This window comes from Symmachiella dynata, assembly GCF_007747995.1.
Classification (GTDB): Bacteria; Planctomycetota; Planctomycetia; order Planctomycetales; family Planctomycetaceae; genus Symmachiella; species Symmachiella dynata.
In genome coordinates, this window is record NZ_CP036276.1 from 3,389,370 (window position 1) to 3,413,674 (window position 24,305).

Consider the following 24,305-nt stretch of genomic DNA (forward strand, 5'->3'; position numbering starts at 1 on the left):
GGTCAAAAACCAAGATCGTTACAGGAATGAATGACAAATGAGCAGAGAAGAAAACAATGTTGTTGAAATCCCGCGCGGGGACGTGACCGGTTTCACCAAGTACTTAAAGAAAGACCTTATCTCCGGATTTATGGTCTTTTTGATCGCTTTGCCGTTGTGTCTCGGTATTTCATTGGCGTGTGGGTATCCACCGATCGCTGGGATTTTTACTGCCATCATTGGTGCGGTCCTGACAACCTTCATCAGCAACAGTGAGTTGACGATCAAAGGTCCGGCCGCTGGATTGATTGTTATTGCCATTGAATGCATCGAGGATTTCGGTGGCGATGGCATGATGGGCGGTTGGTCGGACGCAGATATGACGGCTTATCAGGCTGCACTTGCGGTCGGTGTGGCCGCAGCCGTGATGCAAATTCTATTCGGATTGTTCCGAGGTGGAATTCTTGGTGAGTTTTTCCCGATTTCAACTGTCCACGGAATGTTGGCGGCGATTGGGGTGATCATCATTATTAAGCAATTTCCAGTCGCCTTAGGGGTCTCCGCCGGTGGGGAACCGCTGGAAATGCTCGAGGAAATTCCGCATTACATCATGGAGGCCAATCCAGCAATCGCGGCCATCGGCATCGTCAGTATACTGATCATGTTCTTCTGGCCCTTTGCCGGGAAACGCGTCGAATTCCTGAAGAAAATCCCATCGCCCATGGTCGTGCTGATCGTGACGATCCCCATGGGATTAGCATTTGATTTGCTCCACGAACACTCTTACACACTACAAGGGCATAAATATCAACTGGGTGAACAATATCTGGTCAAGATGCCGGAGCATATCTTTGGCATGTTTGATGATGTAACCACACCCGACTTCTCCGCATTGCGACAACTCAAAGCGTGGAAGTGGGCCATGATGTTTTTCATCATCGGAAGTCTGGAATCTCTGCTCAGCGCTAAAGCCGTGGATTTGATCGATCCTTGGAAGCGCAAGACCAGTATGAACCGTGATGTGGTTGCCGTCGGTGTCGGAAACCTGTGTGCTTCTTGGGTTGGCGGTTTGCCAATGATCTCAGAAATCGTCCGCTCCAAAGCGAATATCGACAACGGTGCCCATACGCGGTTCTCTGACATGTGGCACGGCATTTTTCTGCTGGTGTTCGTCGCCTTGTTTCCCACATTTCTACATGAAATTCCACTTGCTGCATTGGCCGGAATGCTGGTCTACACTGGCTACCGACTGGCACATCCGACCGAGTTTATACACGTCTATCGCATCGGCAAAGAACAACTGGCCGTCTTTATGACCACGCTGGTCGTTGTCTTGGCAACTGACCTGCTCATCGGCGTCGCGGCAGGCATCCTTCTGAAGATGGTGATCCACGTCGCTAACGGTGTGCCGATTAAGTCTTTGTTCAAGCCGTACATCGAAGTGCAAGAAATCGACGACAATACGAGTCTGATTCTCGCGCGTGAATCGGCTGTCTTTAGTAACTGGATCCCTTTCCGTCATCAGATCGAACAAATCGGTCTCGTGCAGAAACGGAATCTCATCGTCGATGTCTCTGACACAAAGCTTGTTGATCACAGTGTGATGGAGAAGCTTGACGAAATGAAACGCGACTTCGAGCAAGAGGGGTTAACCTTTGAAGTTCGAGGGCTCGTCGCTTTGCAGCCACTTGCCAAAAATATCCACGCCGCTCGCAAGAGTGGCTTGGCAACCATGCGACGACTGACAATCGTTGCCGATGCGGACTTAGAACCGTGGCTGCAACAAAAAATTATCGAATTGGGTGCATCAGGCTATACATCGCAACCATGTTCCGGTGCCGGTCGAAGCGACCTTGAAAATGGAGGAGTCGCGACAACCTCAAAAGTACGTATCGAGGTGGTCATGCCTGATGCAATCTGCGAAGGCGTTATTAAATATCTGCGGCAGGATGTACTCCCCACGCATCGCGTCATGGTGAGCGTCGAATTGGTCGATGTCGTCCGCCGCGATCATTTCGACTTGCTAGAAACTGAAGTCGATGCCGTCCAACATCACTAAATAAGGAGGCTGAGGGGATGATGGGATTGAAAGCATTTCGATGTCATTTCAGTCCAGCTCATTCCATAACGACCGATCACCTTGTCTGCGCTTCTTCACGGAGTTCGCGAGCGACGGTGAGATAGTAGTTACGGGCTGTCGCATTGACCATTTTGTCGGCAAGCTTTGTCAGCGCCTCTGCTTTGATTCGCTTTGCCGTTGCGTCATCCTTGTTAATTGCTAACAAAGAATCAGCTAGTTGTGCGGCCCATTGATTGTCGTCTGTGGCAAGAGCTTCATTGGCTGCGGCCAATAGCTTGTCCGTGCCTCCGGCGAGTTTTGCGATATGCTGTGCTTCTGATTTTGGTGAAAGTCGAAACAGATTCGTTGGGTTGCCATCGAACCAGCCCAGATAGCCGTTGAAGACACTGCGGACGCCCCATTCTGGATGTCCGTAGAAGGGTTGCAAGTAGTCTTTATCGGCGAGGTTTTTGGGAAGTTGCACGTACTCGACCAGTTCATCGGGCGTCATTCCCTGATTCATGCCCTCGACAGTTTTGTCGTGAATGAACTGAACAGCATCGCGATAGTCGCTGAGTACTTGCTGGACCTCCCCTGCTCCGAGAATCGGATTGGTGTGACCGCCGACAAGAGCAGCGGCATTGTTATCAGCCAACTTGCCAAGACTTTCGGCCCACAGGCGTACGCTGCGATTGGGGGTCCCGCGAATTGCGTACAAATTGGGGAACGAACGGTAGAAATTATCTCCGGCAAACAAGACTTTGCCTGCCGGATACCAGACGAATAGCTGATCGTTGGTTTCGCCAGGTGATGAAACGAGTTCGAGCTCAATCCCCGCGACCTTGATTGTCTGTCGGTTGCTTTCGAGAAACTGCGTCGGCTGAGTGTCGTTTCTCGAAGCGAAAGCCTCACCGCCTCGTTTGGGATAGCGCACCGGTGCAACTCCGTTATTAATCCTTTGCTCCGGCGGCAACTTGAATCCCGCCTGCCTTGCCCCTCGGACGCGCTGAAACGTCACACCACCGGCGGCCAAGGGGAGTGCTTCGCTGCCGAAGTTTTTGTGAGCCCAGATTTGTGGACGGTCTTTTCCTAAGAACGCCGCCGCCCCGCCGGTGTGATCTCCGTGGCCGTGCGTAAATATGATCGCTTTGACGGGTTTATCGCTGATCTTGCGGAATTCTTGCATAATGTGACTGGCGTCATCAAGCGTTAAACCCGTGTCAACAATTACCAGACCATCGTCGCCAACAATCATCGAAACGTTGGAGACACTGAAGCCGATTGCCGCGTAGACATTGTCAGCCACCTTGATGATTTGTTCCTCAAATTGCTTGGATTGCTCCGTCAGCTTTTGAGTTGCTGGGTTCTCTTGCGCGAACAGCGGAGTCGCCAGGAGTAGAATCATCATGGAAAGATTCAACCGCGTCATTTCTGGTCACTCCCTGGTTGAGTTGATTGGAGAATGTTGAACTTGCCCTTGGTTCGCACGTAGATCATGCAGCCGTCTTCTGCTTCGCATGCAATCTGATGCTCCGCCTTATTTTGCGAACTAAAGTAGCTACCCGGAGCCATGGTTTTGGCGTCCGCTTGGCCTGACGCTTTGACTTGTGGCTGGCCCTGGATCACGACAGCACGGAAGGTTGAGTCGGGTGTCTGGATCTTTCCCGCAAATCCAGCCGGTAGCTTAATCAGAGTGCCGCTGATTTGGTCCTTCTGCGGTTTCCCCCAAAGAAAAGCGATCTCTGGTCCAACGGCGGAGGATGCCTGTGCGGGCTGGTCAATCCAAGATGTGCTCGATGCGTCCAGCCAAACGATATTGGATGCGTCCAGGTTGATCGGCCTTTCACCGTTGTCAGTCGCCTTCTCTGTTGGCAGAACGAGATAGGGACCTTCCTGGATCTCAACGTATGCTACGCTGGGACCTCGGGCAGCTGTGATATGTGGCTGCCCGACTGGCTGCGTCCAGTAGGAGCCCGTTCGCATCCACATCGGTTCACCTTTGGGGTCACCATTGAACAAGCCCCCGGAGATTACGACACCACGATACGTGATATTGTGAATATGGGGCGGCGACGAAAAACCATCCACGAACTTGACAAGAAAACCGGATGCGCCAGTGCCGGTTTGATCGCCCCAAAGCGTGCCAGCCTGCGGACCTTTATTGCCACGAAGAGGGTTGAGAGGTTTCCATTCGACCTCGGATGCCATGACGACCTTCGATCTGACCTCGCTTCCTGGCTCCTCAGAGACACCGTTTGGTACCACCGCACATAGATATGTAATTGCCAATGACAGTGCCATAAAGTGCTTCATATCAGCCTTTGCTTTCTCGGGCGATCGGTCGTAGAACGTAGAGCTGAGTTATCGTTGGGAGTCTGTACTGGAAATTGCGCTGGTTTTGTGACTCGTCTGTTTGACAAGTTTTAGTTCTCGATAACCACTTTACCCATCCCTTGACCGCTCTCCAACCGCGCGTGCGCTTGCCCCGCTTCTGCGAGCGAAAACCGCTGCTCATCCAGCACAGGTGTCAAACCGCCCGACTCTGAAATTTGAGCCAGATTGCGAAGGATTTCTGCGTGTTGTTCTCGCTTGAAATTGTGCAGCATGGGGATCAGCATGAACACCACATGCAGCGACAAGCCTTTGAAATGGGCCGGGGTTAAATCGAGTTCACACATCGACACCGTGGTGGCAACTTGACCATTGAGCGCAGCTGCCGTGAATGAGTTCGTCAGATTTGCGCCGCCCACTGAATCAAACACGATATCAAAGCCAGCTCCCGCTGTATGTTTGTCGACGTACTGTTCAACCGATTCTGTCTTGTAGTTGATGCTGGTTGCCCCCAGTTTTTCGATCAAAGCCAGTTGCTTCTCTCCCCCACCAGTCGAAAAGACCTGAGCACCGAAGTGCTTTGCCAATTGAATGGCGACATGGCCAACCCCACCTGAGCCACCATGCACCAAGACTTTTTGGCCTTCTTTGATTCCCGCACGCATCAAGCCTTCATAGGCTGTGATCGCAACCAGCGGCAAGGCAGCGGCTTCTTGCATGGAGAGTTGCTTGGGTTTATGGGCCATCAAGTTGCTGTCGGCAACGATGTCTTCTGCCAACGTGCCCGGCAAATCGGCCAATCCCCCCGCACAGCCATAGACTTCGTCGCCGATTGAATAATCCTGCACGCCATCGCCAACTGCCTCCACTGTGCCGGCAAAGTCCATTCCCAATATGGCCGGTGTCTGGGGGGCTAATGGCAACTCCTCGCCCATTTTGCGAATCATCGTATCCACCGCGTTCACGCTCGAAGCTGCGATCTTCACCAACACATGACCAGATTTGACCTCCGGCTTTTCAACCTCTGCAGCCTCAAAAACTGCATTTTCACCGTAGTCACGGATAAGCATTGCCTGCATGGTATTCGTCCTTTTTTGGTTTTCGGGACACGGTGGGGGTTGCACTGCCAGCGTGTTTGTTCAGGAGTTCGTTGTCTTAGCTTTTAGCCCGTCAAAATACTCTGGCCAGCTCTGGTGAGCGCGACCGGCCGCAATCGCAAAGTGGCTTTCATTGTTCGCTGCACCGTTACGGATGCCTTCGTAGATCCCGGCAATCACACTCCCCATGAACTCGCCAAGTTCTGCGATACGTTCCTCGCGATAATCGGCGACAGACATTGCCCGGTATTTCAAATCCGTACCGAAGGCGTCGTTCAAATAGTCGGCCAATTGCTGCTGCGTGAGCGGTTCGCCATGCAAATTGTAGGTGTGGCCGTTGTGTACCGACTCTGTCAGCATGCGGGCGTAGGCATCAGCCAGTTCGGGGCGTGTCGTGTAGCCGCACTTTCCGTCCCCCGCACTGTTCACAATCTCGCCACGTTGTTTGTACGTCTCGATGTACTCGACATCGGGCTCGATGTAGATGCCGTTGCGACCAATGGCCCACTGCAGGCCGCTATTGCGGACATCTGCTTCTGTTTGGCGGTTGCTATGAATGATCGGAGAGAACGCCGTATTCTCCTCAGCACCTTGGACGCTGGTGTAGACAATCTTGCTCACACCAGCCTTTTTAGCTGCTTCGATCACATTGCGGTGCTGACCAATCCGCTTTTCCGGCGCCGCCATTCCAGAAACGAGTAGAACGGTGTCGATTCCTTGTAGCGAATTTTCCAGGTCATTCGGCAAGTCGTAATCGCCCGGCAGGATTTCGATATCAAGCGATTCCGCATTGCTGGGCGTGCGGGCCAACCCGATCACCTGGTCTTTGCCGACAGCCTCGATGGTGGCTTTTACGATTTCGGAACCAAGCTGACCGCTGGCTGCCGTCACTGCATATTTTGTCATGGAAAATCTCACTGCCGTGTCTGAAATGCGTACCGTATTATTACAGTGAGCGATCTAAGGACAAGTCGGAAGTCTCGTCGTCATCATGGGTGTCGAGAGAATCTCGATGGAACCGTCCACAATTATGCCGAGGTGTCGAGTAAAAAAACTGAGGAAATTAAACTTCTTCGCAAGCGTCCGTGAAACAATTTGGAATGAATGGCTGAAGAGAGGAAGACTTGCGTGTCTGCCTCCTCCCCGGCTCGGCGTGGGTTGTACGGGGCAGACGTTTATTAAAAACGCGCCAGGCCATATGCTGCTACTGGCTGCATCGCCAGGGCTTATGGCCTGAATGACGGGCGGGGTCAACTGCTTCATTTGGGGGGATGACTTTGATCTTACTCTATCCGGTTGGCCAGACTTACATTCTTCTCAAGTCTTGACCGATCAGTCAAGACTGCCTAGATTTGCAGGGAAGCAGAACCGAGGTCTTCACATTGCGAGAGTCCAATGCCGTGGGAAAAGTCATTTGATGAATCGGATGTCATCGAGCAGGCGATGGAGGTCTTTTGGGAGAAAGGCTACGCCGCCACGTCGATTTCTGACATCACCGAGGCGACAGGCATCAAACGCGGCAGTCTCTACAACGCGTTTGCCGGCAAGGATGACCTCTTTTTGCAATCACTGCTGAAATACGACAGCGGTCGCAGGAAAGAGCGACTGCGGCAGTTGGAGAAGATCGATGACCCGCGTGAATCAATTTCGCGGTTCTTTGACTTTGCTGTCCAACGTGCGCTGAAAGACCCCCATAAAAAGGGGTGCCTGCTCATCAACACTGCACTTGAATGTGAGCAACACGATGAAGAGGTCCGCAAGATCGTCCGCGATGCATCGCGCGAGATGTCCGCCTTCTTTGAAAAACAAATCCGACGGGGGCAGAAGTTAGGTGTCATCCCCAGCACAATCGAGCCGCGAGAAACCGGAAGAGCGCTATACGCACTGTTGGTCGGCATCATCGTATTGGGGCGTGGCACGTTTGGGAAAACAGCGCTTCAGCAGATGGCGGCACAGGCGGCGCGTTTGATTTCCTGAAAGTCGCATCGGTCCATGCGAACACAAAAAGAGGAGTTATACCGTTCGGCGTTTCGGCTCAATGCTGCATCCAGAACAAGAAAAATGTTGCCCTTCGTTTTTCTCAACACCAATAGACCGGTTGGTCACAGCTAACAGAAAGTCTCACGATGACAGATTTTGCAGTTCACACGATTGAAGATGCCCCGGAAAAAAGCAAGTCGATGTTGGAAAGCAGCAAGAAGGCCTATGGCACGGTGCCCAACCTGCACGCCGTCATGGCGGAATCGCCAGCGCTGCTGGAAGCGTATAAGACGGTCTCCAACATTTTTGACAAGCAGACAAACCTAACCGCGACCGAGCAACAGATCATTGCCATGACCAACAACCGTTTGAACGGGTGCACATATTGCATGGCAGCTCACACATCCATCATGCAAGGTGCGAAGGTGGCCGAGGATGTGATTACCGCCCTGCGTGACGGCACACCGATCGCTGATCCGAAACTAGAAGCCCTGCGCGTCTTCGCGGAGAAAGTTAATGTCAAACGCGGCTTGTTGGATGTCGGCGACATCGAAGCGTTTCTGGCGGCCGGATACACCAAGCAAACTGTCTTTGACGTGATCGTGGGTACGGCCTACAAAGTGTTGTCGAACTACACCAATCATGTTGCTGAGACACCGCTTGACAAGATGTTCGCTAAAAACGAGTGGAGTGCGGAGCCGCATCCAGCCTAGAAACGATTGTTATTCCGACAGCTTCTCCAGCAGATTACAACTTCGTCTTACTATTACATCCTTAAAGGTCTAGACAAATGGCATTCGACGTGAAAAACAAAACCGTTCTGGTCACCGGCGCCAATCGTGGAATCGGAAAATCGATTCTGGAAGAAGCCCTGAACCGGGGAGCTAAAAAAGTCTATGCCGCTGTGCGTCAAATCGAATCGGCCGAATCGCTCGTTGCGGAACATGGTGACAAAGTCGTACCCATTCGTGTTGATCTAGAGGATGCGGATTCAATCACCGCCGCCGCTCAGACTGCCGCCGATGTGGACGTCGTTGTGAACAACGCGGGAGTACTCAAGCAGAAATCGGCCATCGATGCGGGGGCGATCGAAGCTCTTCAGTATGAAATCAATACGAATGTCTACGGTTTGATGCGCGTTGCTCAAGCATTTTCTCCAGTATTGAAATCAAATGGCGGCGGGGCATTCGTGCAGCTCAACAGTGTCGCATCGGTCAAAACGTTCTCGAACATGGCCACGTATTGCGCATCGAAGGCAGCAAGTTATTCCATCACGCAAGGCTTACGAGACTCGCTGCGGGAGCAAGGTACGCTTGTCGTCAGCGTGCATCCCGGACCGATTCAAACCGACATGGGACAAGAAGCAGGCTTTGGCGACATGGCTGCTTCGCCATCCTTGGTTGCCACGGCAACCTTCGATGCGATTGCCGAAGGTCACTTCCATGTCTGGCCCGACCCGATGGCCGAACAAGTGGGCGCAGCTTATCAAAGTTTTGCCGAGAACGTTGTTGAAGCGGACATGCAAGAAAACTGACGTGATCGACCGGAGTCGGTCTCGCAAGTGTTTGAATTGCTCGATGAAGAACCCCCGTCGTCCAAACGACTTCAATTGCTCAAACCAGAAATCACGACATGACGCGAAAATTCATAGCATTCTCATTGACCGTTTTCCTTCTGGGGCTCAGTGGGAACATCGTCACTGCGCAAGAGACCAGCCCTAAACGTCCATCGGAGAAGCCCATGTCGCGACCCAAAATCATAGTCTGTGACGTGAATGAGACCTTGCTTGATCTTGCTCCCTTGAAGAAGTCTGTGGGGAAGGCGTTGAACGGGCGGGAAGAGTTATTGCCGCTGTGGTTCTCGACGATGCTCCACTATTCGCTGGTGGAAACACTGAGTGACAACTACCACAGCTTTGGAGAAATCGGTACGGCGGCATTGATGATGGTCGCCAAGACGCAGGGGATTGATCTTGAATACGAAGAGGCAAAAGCAGCGATCGTAACACCACTGCGATCGCTGCCTCCCCATCCCGATGTCGTCGAAGGGCTCAAAGCACTCAAAGAGAACGGGTATCGACTGGTTAGTTTGACCAATTCCTCAGCCGTGGGAGTGGAAACTCAGTTTAAGAACGCGGGGCTCATCGATTTGTTCGAGAAACGCTATAGCATCCAGAGCATCAAGAAATTCAAGCCACACCCCGACACTTACCGCATGGTCCTCAACGACCTCGACGTCCAACCCGAGGAAGTCCTGATGGTCGCCGCCCACGCCTGGGATTTGGCCGGTGCCAAAAATGTGGGACTACAGACAGCTTTTGTAAAACGCCCGGGAAAGACACTCTATCCAAACGTGCCAAAACCAGATTACGTAGTAAGTGACCTCAAGGAGCTTGTGCGAGTCCTGAAAAAACAGTGACCGCTCGGAGCCGAACCGAAGTCGCCGAGAGGAGAGAGCAGCGGTAGCTCCATTTCTCTTTAGTTCATTCCGACACGCTGCTTTTCCCACGAGGGGCAATGCTCATCCTTCCGAAAGGACAGGCAACGGAAATAAGGGGCGAATTTCCACGGTCCCTTTCTTTGCGGGCGGAAGGCGTGCTGCGATGGCAATGGCTTCGTCGAGATCCTCGACATCGATCAGATAATAGCCACCGAGTTGCTCGGTGGTTTCCGCAAACGGACCGTCCGTGACCTGACGTTTGCCCTCACGAACCTGAACGCTGGTTGCCGTGGTGACAGAATGCAGGGGATTTGATGAGATCAATTTGCCTTGCGCCTCAAGCTCATTACTAATGCCCATCGACTCAATCATGCACTCCTTGCGTTCCTCTTCGGTCCAGCAATCTTCAGCTCCGTAAATCAGTAGCATATATTTCATGTTATTTGCTTTCTTTGTGGTTAGTATCCGTCGTATTCGTCGTATTCGACGTGCGAAAGTCGAGTCCCAGGGACAAAAGCCCAGCTTGTAGTGACTTGACTGCTTTGGGCCCCATGCCATGTAAAGCCGACAACTCCTCCAGCGAAATGGATGTCAATTGATCAAGGGAAGTCAACCCGGCAGACAACAAGGCTCGAAGCGCAGGGCGTGCGATTCCCTTCGGGAAGTTTTGCTTAATCGCGTCAGTCTCTGCATCACTGGCAAGTCTTACTTTTGGATGACTGGTAATTGGACAGTCACTTACTTTGGTTGAGTGTTTGCGCTTGCTCATACCTGTCTTCCCTTACAATCAATTATGACCTCGATCAGCGTCGTAACTTGTGTTACTACCAAATGCGAGGCGGAATACGTCCGGTTGGCGCAAACCCAGTGCGATCCAGGCAACCACACCGATGATGATTGGGAAGAAGAATGCTTCACCTGCGCGGACGTGCGTTGCTGTCGCGCCGCCCAAGTAGGCTGCAAGCAGAATCGCCGCGACGAATGCAGTCCGTGGTATCAAAAACAGCACAGCGATGGCAACTTCGACAATGCCGATCTTGACCATTACCTCTTCGCTCCATCCCATCTTGGCAAACATCTCTGCTTTGCCTTCCCACTCCGTAAACTTGCCCGATGCACTGGCGAATATCAAAAACAGGGAAATGAGAAGACTCAACACCCATCCCGTTATTCGCAGTTTCTTTGACCCATTCATGATTTTCCCTCGTAGGCTTGCTTTAGTTTCGCCACATCAAGTTTCACCATCTGCTGCATTGCCTGCATCACGCGACGGGACTTTTCAGTGTCAGTGTCATTGACCAGCTCGAAGAACTCTTCAGGCACGATCTGCCAACGCATCCCATATTTGTCGTTGAGCCATCCGCACATCACCGGTTTTCCACCATCCACGATGAGTGCATCCCAGTAGCGATCCACTTCCGATTGGTCCTTGCAACACACCGACAAAGAGACACGGTCGTTGAACGGTTCGTTCGGGCCGCCGTTGAGAGCCTGATACCGCTGACCGGCTATTTCAAATTCGATGACAACGACATCGCCCGCCTTGCCGCCCGGCCAAGCGTCATGATTTACCATCTTGTGGTGGATTCTGGAATCATCGAAAATCGACACGTAAAACTGCACCGCTTCTTCGGCATTGCCGTCAAACCAAAAGCAGGGAGTGATGGTTTGTATTGTCGTCATTGTTGTTGCACCTGTCGCTAGGATTGGAATTGACCACGAAAAAAGCCAAACGCACGAAAACATGCCGTGGAATGTACTGTTTCAGGTCTTTTTTATGGTTTGGCAATTGTGGTTGTGGGCAAGGACCGCACCCGGTTATTTCTGTGAACTCAATTCAATTCGGTTCGCCGGGCACCATCACCATCCAGCCGACGCCGAATTTGTCCGTCACAATGCCGTATCGTGGTGACCAGAAGGTTTTTTCGAGCGGCATGTCCACGGTTCCCCCCTCGGCGAGGGCTGCGAATGCGCGATTGCATTCCTCTTCCGTTGACACGGACAATGCGAGGCGAAAGCCCTCAAAATTTGTCCCGTCGCCGCACCCGTCTGAGGCCATCAGCATCATTTTTCCGATGTGGAATGAAGCATGCATGACCTTGTTCTCAAATCCCGGCTGAAGCATGTCTTCAGGGACGGGATCGGGGCTTTCATGGAATCGCATCAGCATGGTAACGGTCGCGCCGAGCGATTTTTTATAAAATTCGAGTGCTTCTTCGCAGCGGCCGGAAAAGAACAGATAGGGCTGAACGATGCTGGATTGCATCGCGATTGTTTGTCGCAGACCTTCTTCGTGAGCCGCAACCTTTCCCTCGGGATCATTTTCGGCGAAGTCTTCCATCTCGAACAGCGGCCGGATCTCGATGTCCGATTCTTCCTGCATGGGGTTCGGGCATTTCTTGACCCATTCCACAGCCTGTTCCATCGAGTCGACCTGCCAGAGCCAATAACCGGCGATCAATTCCTTGGTTTCTGCAAACGGACCATCGGTCACGGTTCGACTCTGACCACGAAACGTGACGCGCTTGCCCTCGGAGCTCGGCTTCAATCCATCGCCTGTCTGCATGATTCCTGCTTTGACAAGTTCCTCATTGAATTGCCCCATCGCTTGCAGCAATTCCGCACTAGGCAATTCCCCCGCTTCCGAACTTTTCGTGGCTTTTACGATGACCATGACCTTCATGTTGTTGACTCCTGCTTTCGCGGTTAATCGTCTTTACAATCGTTCAAGAGAGCGAATTTCACCAAGTCTAGGCGGCTTCGCAACTCATAATAGTCGAATCAGCAGTTCGCCAATCGACAACTTGGTTCAGAAAATGTCATCCTTTTTTGAAACCCGCTGCACGCCGCCACTGCATGAGTTGGCCAAGATGATACGACTCATGCGACGCCAGCAGATAGATGGCGATACGTCCGATGGTGGGTGCGAACTCCTGCAGCATCTCCGGGGTCGGGCGTGAGAAATATTCCCGATGCTTCGCCCGTACAGCAGAATCGACCAGCTCATGCCGCTGTTTCAATGTTGCCAGAAGTTCGGATTGGGAAGCGTAGTGGGAGCGATCGGTGACAGGAATCGAGCCATAGCCATATTTCTTGTTTTCCTCTTCCGCAGAATCTCCCTCAGTTTCATCGAGAAGGCTTAGGAGAAAGCCGAGCGAGGCGTTTAGGTGGCTGAGCGTCCATGCCGGATGATTGACGACTCCACCGGGTTGCTCCGCGAGTCGCTCGTCAGGAATATCTGCAACCGTATCTTCGAGCCATTTCAAATGGTCGCGGAATACGCCCAGCATCAGGTCAATTGCAGTGTCGTTAAGGCCTCCACTTAGATCTTTCGCAATATTTGCTCCGCGAGCCGCAATGAGGGCATTGACCTCAGCATCAGCTGGACGAATCTCGAACGGACCGACCTTTACGCCGGGATGCTGAGACATCAGCGCAATGGCATGAGTCAAATCGCGCGCTTCGAGTAGCAGAATCCCCCCCAGCATCTCCTTGGTTTCGGCATACGGCCCATCTGTCACATCAACCGCACCGTTCTTAATTCGCAGCGTCACAGCATTCTCAGCGGACTGCAGCGCCTCGCCACCAATAAAATGCCCACCACGCCGCAACTCGTCGTCGTAGTCAAGGCAGGCCTCCATCATCCGCTGGCCTTCCGCTTCGGAAAGTTCGGCGTGTTGATTCGCGTCATAGAATCCCAAGCAAACAAATTTCATCAGTTCCCCCTATTATTGATGCATTTTTCCTGCGCCATAGCCGTGTTGGCTTCGGCTTGCTACTAATTAGTCGAATGGAAATGGGGCAGATCGACAGCAAATGAATATTATTCAAAAATATTGTCGGACTCCGCGACGCAAAAGCGGCCGTCGGTTCTAATCAACGTAGGGCAGACAGGATTTTCCCCTGTTCAGGACACACCTGGATTTGTTGATGGCAGCGTTTCAAGGACTGTTTTCAATAAGGCAATAAAAAGTCTCGTGATGAACTCTTTGATTTTGGTGGTTGAGGATTTTGTGGGCGATGTTGAGCTGGACGATTCTCTGTTCGAATTGAACATACATTCTGTGTATGTCGTAGAGTGACGGAAGGGGAGGTAATCATTAACACGCATATTAAGAATACCTGGATGCCTTCGGTGGCTGCACTATTATTAGCTTCAATAACCGTTCCAATTGTTTTCAGGGTTTGGGAGAACACTTTCAACGGTATTGAAGTAGACATCGTTTTCAGCTTGTCTACCGCCGTTCCGATTTCATGTTGGGCGGTCGTCACGATCTGCTGCAGCCAAGTTTGGTACCGACATTTAGCTTTTTGGATTGGAGCTTATCCGTTCGGAATCTTATTGTTTTCTTTGATGTGGGAAAGTATTAGACCGGACAGGCCAAGGCCAACCGACGGGTCAGTACAGTTTACAATCTGGTTTTTTCAGATGTATTTGTCGGCATGCATAACTTCCTATGGAGTACTTGTTTTTTGTGATTTGTACCGTAGGTTGCTGTCAAGAAAACATGACAGACGTAAAATCGAACCGACAAATGGAAAATAGGCAATAGTTTTACTGTCGGACCCTGCGACGCAATAGCGGCCGTCGGTTCGAATCAACAGAGAGCAGGCAGGAACGAAGTATGAAGACGCCCGCTAAAAAGAAGAAACTGTCAGCAAAACAGCGTGACGCGTTGTATGAAGCCCTGCAGGCTCGCTTTGAGGGGAACGCAACCCGGCATCCGGGGATCAAGTGGGTGAAGGTTCAAGACAGGCTGGAAGCTCATCCCCCAAAGCTGTGGTCGCTCCATGAGATGGAGAGCACGGGCGGCGAACCCGATGTGGTTGGTCACGATAAACAGACAGGCGAATATATCTTTTATGATTGTTCGGCGGAAAGTCCCCAAGGCCGCAGAAGCGTCTGCTACGATCGCGAAGGACAAGAGTCGAGGAAACAACATCAACCGAAAAACAATGCGATCGATATGGCAACTGCCATGGGGATTGAGGTGTTAACAGAGCAGCAGTATCAAGAATTGCAGCAACTTGGGGAGTTCGATTTAAAAACATCGAGCTGGCTACAAACGCCGCATGAAGTGCGGGAACTCGGCGGAGCAATTTTTGGTGATCGCCGCTTCGGCCGCGTCTTCGTCTATCACAACGGAGCGCAGTCTTACTATGCCGTGAGAGCATTCCGTGGTTCGTTAAGGATTTAGAGTCTCGGACACCCTCCCCCGCCCTGCATGACCAACAGCTTTACCAGTGTCTCCTGGAGGTCTGGCTCGAGCATCTCGCCGCCAAAAACGATTGCTAGGTGCTCTTGAGTTCCTTGATTTTGCGGCTGAGGAAGCGTCGTTCCGGCTCCTGCCGCGTCAAGGCCATGGATTGCTCAAACGCGGCGCGTGCGGCGGCATGCCTTTGCAGTCGTCGCAGTAGTTCCCCCCGAGCCGAATGCGCAAGGTAGTAGTCCGTCAGTTCGCCACGCTGAAGAATCGCATCAATCAACTGCAGTCCCGCTTCAGGGCCATCGCGCATCGCGACTGCGACGGCGCGATTCAATTCGACCACTGGCGAGGGTTCCGCGCGAACTAAGATGTCGTACAAAGCGACAATCTGCGACCAATCCGTTGCCTTTGCAGTCGTAGCGTCTGAGTGTACCGCTGAAATCGCTGCTTGGATCGTGTAGGAACCAATTCGCCGGGTTGCCATTGCCCGCTCAACGAGTCGTTTTCCCTCGTCGATGAGTTCACGATCCCAACGACTCCGGTCCTGATCTTCAAGCAACACGATGTCACCTTCGGGAGTCGTGCGTGCCGAGCATCGCGATTCGTGCAACAGCATCAACGCCAGCAGTCCCATTGCCTCCGCATCCGGCAGTAATTCAAGCAGCAACCGCGCCAGACGAATCGCCTCTGCGGAGAGATCCCTCCGCGCCACCGTGTCACCCGCGGAGGCAGAGTATCCCTCATTAAAAACGAGGTAGATCACAGCCAATACGGAATCGAGTCGTTCCGGCAGGTCGGGGAGTGAGGGAACGGCGTAAGGAATGCCCGCGTCGCGAATCTTTGCTTTACCCCGCACGATCCGCTGTGCCATTGTAGGCGGTGAGACAAGAAACGCCGCTGCAATCTCTTCGGTCGTCAGGCCGCAGACTTCGCGAAGCGTGAGCGTAACTTGGACTTTCGGATCGATTGCCGGATGGCAGCAGGTGAAAATTAAACGCAGGCGATCGTCCTCAATGTCCGACTGAGCCAATGCCTGATTGTCCTCTTTCACGGCTTGCAGGCGGGCCAGCAGTTCCGGTTGTGCTGCAGTGAATCGACTCCGTCGACGAATGGTGTCAATCGCTTTATGACGAGCCGTGCTAACCAGCCAAGAATAGGGGTTTGCTGGAACTCCATCAATTGGCCACTGCTGCAGTGCAATCGTAAATGCCTCGTGCAGCATCTCTTCGGCCAAGTCGAAGTCACGAATCAATCGAACAAGAGTTGCAAAAACGCGCCGAGACACACGACGATAAATCTCGCCGAATTGATCCGCTTCGTTTGGGGGATGATCCTGGGACATGAGGAGACCGGTTAGAACGCACGTTTCCGAAAATCCAACTCCACAGCATCTTACCGAATCCTCACAGCGGACGAAATGATCCGTCGTCCGAACGTAACGGCGCAAGTTGGCCGTAGCAAGATGGCGTCTCATCGAAAACAAGCGCTACTACGAGCTTCGTGCACTAACGCATGCTCAATAACTCGGCTTTGAGCTGATCAAGAGACTGGCTCATCTCAGCGATCGCCTGTCGGTGGTCGGAGATATCCATATTACCCCCACGCAGCGGGTCGAGCACCAGTGCTTCATGCTTGAGGTACTCGGAGCACGCAAAGGGCACGAGATGAGCGACTTCGAGTGGAATGGTTGTCACCCCGTTGCGATCACCATGTAGTAAATCGCCGGGGTGGATCGTCACGCCTCCGATGTGAACGGGTACGTCGACTGATTCGATGTGACAATGGCCGTGACCGCACACCGCGCCATGACTGAAGCACGGAAAATCGAGTGCGCGCACGTTGTCCAGATCACGAGCTGCCCCGGATGTGATGAGACCCACAGCTCCGAAAGTTTTATACGTCAGACACATGCCGTCCCCGAACGTCGCGCCTGCAGAGGGATCGTCGAGATCCTGAAACACTACGATGCTTGGCTCTGAATGGTCCGTCAGGATTTCGAGTAGTTGGAAGGCAGGATTGGGATCGCCTTCTCGCCGTCGAGCCGGTTCCGCTGAGCGAAACGTCGCCGTTACTGCATAACCGACCATCGGGGGCAGGTCAGGAAAACAAGCAGCAATGCGGCGGTCCATATAACCGACCGTCGGCGAGCGAACATCAAACAGCTCAATTGCGTTGCAAATCGTGGGTGTGTCAAAACTCGCCAGTTCAGCGAGATTTGGTGGTTGAGGCGATCCCGTGACTGAGTTCATCGTGAAATTTCCAGTAGATTTGATTGACGTCGCTTAATCCACTAAATACTATTTAAGTGGCAATTCAAAGTCAATCAGACTCATTACCCATAGTTAAATGGCATCAATGTCGACAAACGTCAGAATTCAGGAAACACAGTCTGTTGACCTGGCAGACCGTCTCCGCGAGCGCATTCAGTCGTCTGGACTCGCCGATGGTGAGTTGTTCATGACGGAATCGGAGCTAGCTGAGGAGTACGGCGTCTCCCGCACCGTGGCTCGCGAGGCTGTGGGCCGATTGGCTGCGATTGGGTTGTTGGAGGGACGCAAGAGTAAAGGGCTGGTCGTGCGACGCCCTGATCCATTGCGATTGCTTGAACTCGGTTTGCCGTCACTGATCGATTCGCAACAGGACATTTCCGAGCTAGCGATGTTGCGCTATGTGTTGGAAATGGGAGCCGTCGAACCGGCGGTGCGTAATGGGACGGATGAGCAGGTGCAGCGACTCAGCGAACTCGCAGTGGAGATGGAGGAGGCGATTCGCAATGGGAAGAGACAACAGGTTCCGGAGATCGACATCGCCTTTCATTCCGTTTTGCTCGAGATGACCGGTTCGACACTGGTGGCCGGGATGCAGCGTGTTTTAGTTCGATTTTTTGCCTCAAGTCGCGATGTCGTCGCCGACAAAGCCACGGCGAGGCGCGTGATCTGGGAGCATCAAGAACTTGCCGCTGCGGTCCGTGACCGCGATGCCAATCAGGCGCGCGCAATGTTGCACCTGCAAGCGCGAGACTGGTTGAAATGTCAGAAACCAAACGAAGCTAGCTGATTCGCGATCATGACCAAAACGTTGCTCCAAGATCTTACCAAACCTATATCCGCATTTTGTTAATCATGGGCGTTTCGGCCGACTCGCAATTTATCCCCGGAAGAAAAGTTATCATGAAGCTCCGAATCATCCTTGTCATTCTGGCTTTGGTATTCACCTCTCGAGTACCACAATGCAACGCCGAAGACCGCGTTCTGTTTGCGTTTGATGATCACAGCATTCCGTGGCGCCATAACCTGAAAGTCACGTTGGTTGAGGCGGACAAGCATCCGGATAATCCGATTCTACGCCGCGGACCCCAGGGAGCACCGGATCACGGGCATGCGATACTCTATGGCACTGTATTCAAAGAGGGTGATACCTTTCGCATGTGGTATCTCGGCATGATGCAAACCAAAATTGAGAAAGGCCAAGCTCCCGGGTATTGGCGACCGATGTGTTACGCCGAGAGCAAAGATGGCGTGCACTGGACGAAGCCTGAGTTGGGGTTAGTGAAATTCAACGGGAACAAAAAGAACAACATCTGCCGTATCGACGGGCCAGTCCACTCGATGACCTTGGTCAATGACTTTCTCTCCGTTCTTTACGACGCAGAGGATCCCGACCCCAGTCGCCGATACAAAGTCGCCTACATCGCTCACATGCCCTACGACGAAATTAAAGGCGGCATGAGTCAAATTGGCGTCAAGGAAAAACGCATTTGTTCAACCATCTGCGCGACCAGTGCTGATGGTTTGAGCTGGACCGTTGTCGGAGATCGTCCCGCCAATGCGGGCGGGGAACGGTTTGAAGTTTCGTCGCTCTATCGCTTCGGAGATTTCTACTATTCGACCGGCCAACTTCTGTCGCCGTGGACATGGCGTCCGGACGGTTCAAGAACAGGTCGCAATGTGCTGGCTTTCCGGTCAGCGGATTTCAAGACTTGGTCTCCCGCGTCTGCTCATGCGTACTCGCGTCCAGGGCAGCTTACAAATCCGCCGGTCGACGGCGAACAGATGCATATGGGGATGGGACTGTGGAATCGCGGTAACGTTATGGTCGGTCTACACGGAATGTGGCAGAACGCCGTCACAAAACCCGAAAAGGGTGAACACTGGAATAAAGGTGTCCGCATCGATCTGGGACTGGTCGTCAGCAACGACGGCGTGCATTTCCGTGAACCGGTCCCCAACTTTAAAGTCATCGCTCGCGGCGAAACGGGCGCATGGGATGACAAAGCCCTGTTGCAGGGACATGCTTTCGTGAATGACGGTGAGAATACGATGATCTGGTATTCCCACTGGGATACCGATGGCAAAGTCAAGAATATGGAAATCGGATTGGCGACGCTGCGCCGCGATGGCTTCGGGTATCTGTCGCCTCAGGAAAGTGACAATGATGCTGAGTTCATTACCGACTTTTTCGAAGTGGCCCAAAACGGGAAAGTTTATCTGAACATCTCCGGAGTCACGGCAGATGCGCCCTTAACGGTTGAATTATTGGATCACCGCGCTCAACCAATACCAGGATACTCGGCACAGATGACTACCAGTGGACTCCAGGTTCCCGTACCGTGGTCGCAGGATGTCATTGCCAACCCGAAACGAGCTTTGCGAGTTCGCTACCCCGTCGGCAGCCCGGCTCACGTCTATGCGGTATATCTGTCTGAATAGCAGGTGTGACCGCTGAACAAAATCGCACGTTTGAACATCGAACTTCGTAAATATAGAGGCAGCCCGAACATGATCATCTGCGACTCCACAGAAACAACTCGATTTGCCCGTTGGCTGTTGCTGGGTAGCCTATGTCTGGCCAGTTGTTTCACTGCATCGGCGACCGTTCAGGCACAGCCGAAACCAAAACCGCAGTCGCATGAGCCGATGCATCGCCTGACCTGGGCGGAATATGAAGCGACTTTGCGGTATTGGAAGAAAACGCACCCAAGTTGGGTGACGCTGCAGTCGCGCGGCATCAGCGGTCAGAACATGCCGGTCTATTTGCTGAAGATCACCGATTCCTCAGTACCCGATACAGACAAGCAGATCTGTTTGATCACCACGTTGCATTGCGGACCCGAACGGTCGGGGTCGTCCGGAGCATTGTCACTGGTCGACTGGATGCTAAGCGACGACCCGTTGGCAGCAGAGACTCGCCGCCGGCAGATTGTGCTCATCATGCCTGTGGTGAATCCGCTGGCTCTGTTTTACACGGATCGCTGGCGCAATGAGAACGGTGTCGAGCCCTATGTGGGAATGGATCGTGACGGCAAGGCTTGGGATGTGAAAAACCTCACGTTTCGCCGGCCGGAAGAAGCTCCCGAAGTCATGGCTGTGCTATCTGTTGTCGACGAATATCAGCCGGAGGTTCATGTCGACTTTCATGGAGTCGGACTTCAGGAATATGGTCCGGATGAGCTGGGCACGCGTCGCATGTACCAGGGCCAGATCATGACCGAGATCACCGGCAGCGCCTATTCCAATTATGCACTGCGTCCTTGGGATTGGCGGGTGACCGAAGCGATGATCGAAGCGGGCAAAGCAGCCGGTTTTCCTTCGGATCGATTTGAAGCAGATGCACAACGCACTTTCTGGGGAAATGAACTGGCGCCACTGGGAAAGAAACTGTGGCATGGCATGCCCAAGTTCTATACACAACATTATTCATACGCCAAATACCACACCATGATCGCGACGCAAGAAGTAGCTTGGGAACAAAGCATCGTCGAACGCACCAAAGGACTATTTCGCATCGGCAATCAAGTCTGGAACGACGAAAGACAGCCCAGCTATCCTGTCAATCGTATGAAACATTTCGTCGGACACTTTGTCACAGCCTACGGGAACACCGCCAGCGAACGCCGCAAAAGCCGTGTGGAGCTGTGGTCAAAGCAAAGCAATCTGGCCCTCGGGTTCATGTATCCTCAGACGATTGGTCGTGAAAGCCTGATTTGTGCAACGACCGCAGCAGCAAAGCGCGCCGTTGCAGCTGACGGACTTCGCGAACTACAGATTAACCTGCACGATCTGTTTGGTGAGAAGGCGCAAAACATCAGAAAGTTCATCGATGCCGGGCCGGAACTGAAATTGGCGATGGAAATTCCGAGTGCCCGATTGATGGAAGCCAAGAAGGAGGACGATGTCTCGTTCGAAAACGGCGTCAGCTTCCGCCTGCGACTTCCCTATCGCAAACCGACTCAGCTTCAGGTGCAACTCAACGGGCAGGTCCTGCAGGAAAGCCCCACGGATGGTTATGAAAGCTGGTTCGCCGATGGATTTACCCAGGTTCACGTGAATGTGCCTCCGGCCAAGGCTCGTCAGACGGAACTCTACGTCATCACCTGTTCTTACACTCCAGATGAAGTTCGTCGCACAGGCTGGATGCCGCCCGCCGCGGTGCAGAAACAATTGGCCACGGCAACCGCCGATGCCACTCCGGCCAACTTCACCGACCTTTCGTATGGCGAACACTTTCGGCAATCCATGGATGTCTGGCTGGCCGAATCGAAGACACCCACGCCCCTTGTGTTCTATCTGCACGGTGGCGGCTGGGCCGCACAGGACAAGACAGATATTCATCAACACCTGGATGTGCGCAAGTTATTGGACGCGGGGATCTCGGTCGCCTCGGTGAACTACCGTCTACTTCAGGATGCCAATGCGGCGGATGTGAAGCCACCGGTGCAATGGCCGTTGGAAGACGCTGCGCGGGCTTTGCAGTTCGTCCGTTCCCAGGCCGATCATTGGAACATTGACAAACAGCGAATTGCGGCCTGCGGAGTCAGCGCGGGTGGATGTTCGTCGCTGTGGCTGGCTCTGCACGACGACATGGCCAAACCGCAGAGTGACGATCCGATCGCCCGGGAATCGACTCGTCTATTTTGTGCTGCCGGCAAGGCACCGCAAACCTCACTCGACCCCCGGCAACTGGTCGAATGGATTCCGAACTCCGAGTACGGCGGTCGAGCATTCGGGTTCTCCGGTCCGTCGCGCCCAGAGTCATTCGCACCCTTCTTGGCAGCCCGCGATTCGATCCTCTCGCAGATCCAGCTTTATTCACCCATCGAACATGCCAGTGAAAATGATCCGCCACTGTTCATGGAGTTTCCCACTCAGGACAAAGTCCCCGTTGCCGGCGAAAGACAATCCGACCCCACGCACTCCGCTGTGTCCGGACTGATGCTGCAACAAAAGCTAGAGCGACTGGGAGGCAAGGTCGAACTGCGTTACAAGAACGATGGAAAAACCGGCCACGATACGATGCAGGAATTTCTCATGCAGCAGATACAGTCGAACCAATAACGTCGGATCGTTCTCGGCGGGGCTGACTCAATATCGGTAGGTTTTACGCAGCAAGGGTAGCGACGAGCATGAGACATATTTTCCGAATCACAGGACTTTTGGCCCTTCTGTCGAGCATCGGTATCTGTGACGAACCGCAGCAACAGAAACAAACACCGACCGCTGTTCGTTCGACTTTAGAACAGGACATCGTTGGCTTGTGGATGATGGGGCAATCATTGTGTGAAGGGGCCGAGTCTCTGCCAATCGTGACGCCGACTGATTCTGGTTGGGGCAACTTGATGTTTCAGCGCGGAGTCCGCACCTGGGCCGTGCGTCAGCATTGTTTGGAACCGGAGAAACGGCCCGGCGACCAGTTTCGTTTCGTTCCGCTGGCAGCAACGCAGTCCGGTGGATTGGGGGAAACGATTGCCAATGGAATGGCCGATCATTTGAAGTCTCTGCTGATCGCAACGCCCCCAAGCGGCACAGAGAAGCCCACGCAGGGTCCTCACTTTCTTGTGACTTATGCCGGACAGGGAGGACGCTTGATCGATGAGCTCTCCAGCGTTGATCAGTCAAATGATGCGCGGACTCCTAAAAATCGACAGCATGGCGGCGGTTACTACAAAACCAGTCTCGACGATGCACGCCGCGCTCGGAGTCAGGCGGAAGCGATGGGCAAAACGTTTTCGATTGCTGCATTGATCTGGATGCAGGGAGAAGCCAATGGGGGACCCACCGGCGGGATCAATCCCAGTCGCTGGGACCAGGAACTAAAACGCCCCCACGGACAGAAATGGTACCGCGATCGCCTAATTGACTATCGAAAACAATGGTCTCACGATCTGCAGTTGATCACAGGGCAGGTTCGTGAGATCCCGATGTTCACGTACCAAACTCAGGGACCGGCGGGCGAAGCTCAAATGTTGGCCGCAGATCGCGACGCCCATATCACCATGGTTGGACCGCACTACATGATTCCCAGCGCCGTCAACAGTCGCTACGCAGACAGGTACGGTGATCCCATTCATATGTCGGCGGATGGCGAACGATGGTACGGCGAGCAGGTCGCCAAAGTGATGCATCGCGTTCTGGTTGAAGGAGAAGCCTGGCAACCCCTGCGCCCGAGAAAAGCGTGGATTGCCTCGGACCGGACCAATGTCTGGGTCGAATTTCAGGTGCCCCGCCCTCCCCTGGTCTTGGATCAGACTTTTCTTCCTCGCGAAGAATATCCTCTGGCCGACGGATTCCATTCACTCTATGGGTTCCAAATCCGAGACTCCGCCCGTGCCGTCTTAGGGATCGCAGATGTTAAAGTCGAATCCCCCACGCGCATTCGGATTCAGCTAGCAGCTCCCATGAAAGGCGATACAGACTACACGTTGAGTTACGGACTGCCATATGCCGGTCAAATCGGGAAAATTACCGATATCCGAAAGGGCCCGACAGTTGCAGGCCAAGCAACCACCGAACTTCTGATTGACGGAAACATCGGCCAACAATTGAAACCATTGCTCGCCGCAGGTGCGTTCTACGTCTCAAACATGCTATCCGGCGATGCCTATGCGCGGGCACCGATTCGCCATGTCAACTCAAAAGACGGAGTCACCCTGCTCCGCTTCGAGGACCGCGAACTCCGCAACAACACAGCTTTTTCTGTCGGGCAAACGCTCACCACAATGCGGTCTTTCTCTTACGGAAACCTGAGGGATTCTGATCCAGAAAAAGCAATCTACCGCTTCGCCGACTCAGAGTACGGCACCCGCGCCGGACAGGCCTATCCCTTGTGGAACTGGTGCGTCCTGTTCAAGCAGCTTCCGATTACAGACGAGATTGAGTAACCACCGGTACTGAAATCACTCCATACGTCAGGACGACTGTCAGCGGCTAAAACTTT

General features: G+C 53.2%; 22 protein-coding genes. 10 read left to right on the top strand and 12 right to left on the bottom strand.

Going from position 1 to position 24,305, the window contains the following annotated elements; all coding sequences use genetic code 11:
* Positions 1–37: 37 nt before the first annotated feature.
* Positions 38–2,038: a SulP family inorganic anion transporter gene (locus tag Mal52_RS13065; RefSeq protein ID WP_145376653.1), complete on the top strand. Its 2,001-nt coding sequence runs from the start codon at positions 38–40 to the stop codon at positions 2,036–2,038.
* 76 nt (positions 2,039–2,114) lie between these two features.
* Here Mal52_RS13065 and Mal52_RS13070 read toward each other — a convergent pair whose 3' ends face one another.
* The 4 genes from Mal52_RS13070 to Mal52_RS13085 form a co-directional block, all read right to left on the bottom strand.
* On the bottom strand, positions 2,115–3,467 hold the full coding sequence (locus Mal52_RS13070; protein ID WP_145376654.1) for an alkyl/aryl-sulfatase: 1,353 nt from the start codon (positions 3,465–3,467) through the stop codon (positions 2,115–2,117).
* Positions 3,464–4,246: a DUF4437 domain-containing protein gene (locus tag Mal52_RS13075; RefSeq protein WP_197534873.1), complete on the bottom strand. Its 783-nt coding sequence runs from the start codon at positions 4,244–4,246 to the stop codon at positions 3,464–3,466. Before Mal52_RS13075 ends, Mal52_RS13070 begins: the two co-directional genes overlap by 4 nt.
* A 215-nt stretch (positions 4,247–4,461) precedes the next feature.
* The gene (locus Mal52_RS13080; protein WP_145376656.1) at positions 4,462–5,448 is read right to left on the bottom strand and encodes a zinc-dependent alcohol dehydrogenase family protein; all 987 of its coding nucleotides are present in this window, start codon (positions 5,446–5,448) and stop codon (positions 4,462–4,464) included.
* 60 nt (positions 5,449–5,508) lie between these two features.
* Positions 5,509–6,372 (bottom strand): SDR family oxidoreductase, encoded by an 864-nt coding sequence (locus tag Mal52_RS13085; RefSeq protein ID WP_145376657.1) that lies wholly within the window; start codon positions 6,370–6,372, stop codon positions 5,509–5,511.
* Positions 6,373–6,861: 489 nt separating this feature from the next.
* Here Mal52_RS13085 and Mal52_RS13090 point away from each other — a divergent pair, with 489 nt between their 5' ends.
* The 4 genes from Mal52_RS13090 to Mal52_RS13105 all read left to right on the top strand — a co-directional run bounded on the left by Mal52_RS13090 (position 6,862) and on the right by Mal52_RS13105 (position 9,864).
* On the top strand, positions 6,862–7,443 hold the full coding sequence (locus tag Mal52_RS13090) for a TetR/AcrR family transcriptional regulator (RefSeq protein ID WP_145376658.1): 582 nt from the start codon (positions 6,862–6,864) through the stop codon (positions 7,441–7,443).
* Positions 7,444–7,592: 149 nt separating this feature from the next.
* Complete coding sequence (locus Mal52_RS13095) at positions 7,593–8,159, top strand: carboxymuconolactone decarboxylase family protein (protein WP_145376659.1); 567 nt, start codon at positions 7,593–7,595, stop codon at positions 8,157–8,159.
* 77 nt (positions 8,160–8,236) lie between these two features.
* The gene (locus Mal52_RS13100; protein ID WP_145376660.1) at positions 8,237–8,980 is read left to right on the top strand and encodes an SDR family oxidoreductase; all 744 of its coding nucleotides are present in this window, start codon (positions 8,237–8,239) and stop codon (positions 8,978–8,980) included.
* 206 nt (positions 8,981–9,186) lie between these two features.
* Positions 9,187–9,864 carry a haloacid dehalogenase type II gene (locus Mal52_RS13105; RefSeq protein ID WP_197534874.1) on the top strand — a complete coding sequence of 226 codons (678 nt, stop codon included), beginning with the start codon at positions 9,187–9,189 and terminating at the stop codon, positions 9,862–9,864.
* A gap of 102 nt (positions 9,865–9,966) precedes the next feature.
* Here the strand turns inward: Mal52_RS13105 and Mal52_RS13110 are convergent, their stop codons facing one another.
* The 6 genes from Mal52_RS13110 to Mal52_RS13135 form a co-directional block, all read right to left on the bottom strand.
* Positions 9,967–10,323: a YciI family protein gene (locus tag Mal52_RS13110; RefSeq protein ID WP_145376662.1), complete on the bottom strand. Its 357-nt coding sequence runs from the start codon at positions 10,321–10,323 to the stop codon at positions 9,967–9,969.
* A 1-nt stretch (position 10,324) separates the two neighbouring features.
* Positions 10,325–10,654, bottom strand: coding sequence for a helix-hairpin-helix domain-containing protein (locus Mal52_RS13115; protein ID WP_197534875.1), 330 nt, complete (start codon positions 10,652–10,654; stop codon positions 10,325–10,327).
* 18 nt (positions 10,655–10,672) lie between these two features.
* Positions 10,673–11,080, bottom strand: a complete 408-nt coding sequence (locus Mal52_RS13120; protein ID WP_145376663.1) for a DoxX family protein — start codon at positions 11,078–11,080, stop codon at positions 10,673–10,675.
* Positions 11,077–11,568: a VOC family protein gene (locus Mal52_RS13125; protein WP_231962650.1), complete on the bottom strand. Its 492-nt coding sequence runs from the start codon at positions 11,566–11,568 to the stop codon at positions 11,077–11,079. The genes Mal52_RS13120 and Mal52_RS13125 overlap by 4 nt, the downstream gene beginning before the upstream one ends.
* A 154-nt stretch (positions 11,569–11,722) precedes the next feature.
* Entirely contained in the window at positions 11,723–12,568 is an 846-nt protein-coding gene (locus tag Mal52_RS13130; RefSeq protein ID WP_145376664.1) for a YciI family protein, read from the bottom strand.
* Positions 12,569–12,704: 136 nt separating this feature from the next.
* Positions 12,705–13,601, bottom strand: coding sequence for a YciI family protein (locus Mal52_RS13135; protein WP_145376665.1), 897 nt, complete (start codon positions 13,599–13,601; stop codon positions 12,705–12,707).
* A gap of 909 nt (positions 13,602–14,510) precedes the next feature.
* On the opposite strand from Mal52_RS13135, the gene Mal52_RS13140 reads away from it, so the two are divergent.
* Positions 14,511–15,083, top strand: a complete 573-nt coding sequence (locus Mal52_RS13140; protein WP_145376666.1) for a DUF4256 domain-containing protein — start codon at positions 14,511–14,513, stop codon at positions 15,081–15,083.
* Positions 15,084–15,177: 94 nt separating this feature from the next.
* Here the strand turns inward: Mal52_RS13140 and Mal52_RS13145 are convergent, their stop codons facing one another.
* Complete coding sequence (locus tag Mal52_RS13145) at positions 15,178–16,434, bottom strand: RNA polymerase sigma factor (RefSeq protein ID WP_145376667.1); 1,257 nt, start codon at positions 16,432–16,434, stop codon at positions 15,178–15,180.
* Between the two features lie 163 nt (positions 16,435–16,597).
* A complete protein-coding gene (locus Mal52_RS13150; protein WP_145376668.1) occupies positions 16,598–17,341 on the bottom strand; it encodes an RraA family protein in 744 nt (247 codons plus the stop codon).
* Between the two features lie 106 nt (positions 17,342–17,447).
* On the opposite strand from Mal52_RS13150, the gene Mal52_RS13155 reads away from it, so the two are divergent.
* From Mal52_RS13155 to Mal52_RS13170, 4 genes are all read left to right on the top strand, one after another.
* Positions 17,448–18,149: a FadR/GntR family transcriptional regulator gene (locus Mal52_RS13155; RefSeq protein WP_145376669.1), complete on the top strand. Its 702-nt coding sequence runs from the start codon at positions 17,448–17,450 to the stop codon at positions 18,147–18,149.
* 113 nt (positions 18,150–18,262) lie between these two features.
* Complete coding sequence (locus tag Mal52_RS13160) at positions 18,263–19,801, top strand: glycoside hydrolase family protein (protein ID WP_145376670.1); 1,539 nt, start codon at positions 18,263–18,265, stop codon at positions 19,799–19,801.
* Positions 19,802–19,870: 69 nt separating this feature from the next.
* On the top strand, positions 19,871–22,426 hold the full coding sequence (locus Mal52_RS13165) for an alpha/beta hydrolase fold domain-containing protein (RefSeq protein ID WP_145376671.1): 2,556 nt from the start codon (positions 19,871–19,873) through the stop codon (positions 22,424–22,426).
* A gap of 68 nt (positions 22,427–22,494) precedes the next feature.
* Entirely contained in the window at positions 22,495–24,249 is a 1,755-nt protein-coding gene (locus Mal52_RS13170; protein ID WP_197534876.1) for a phosphate ABC transporter substrate-binding protein, read from the top strand.
* Positions 24,250–24,305: the final 56 nt, after the last annotated feature.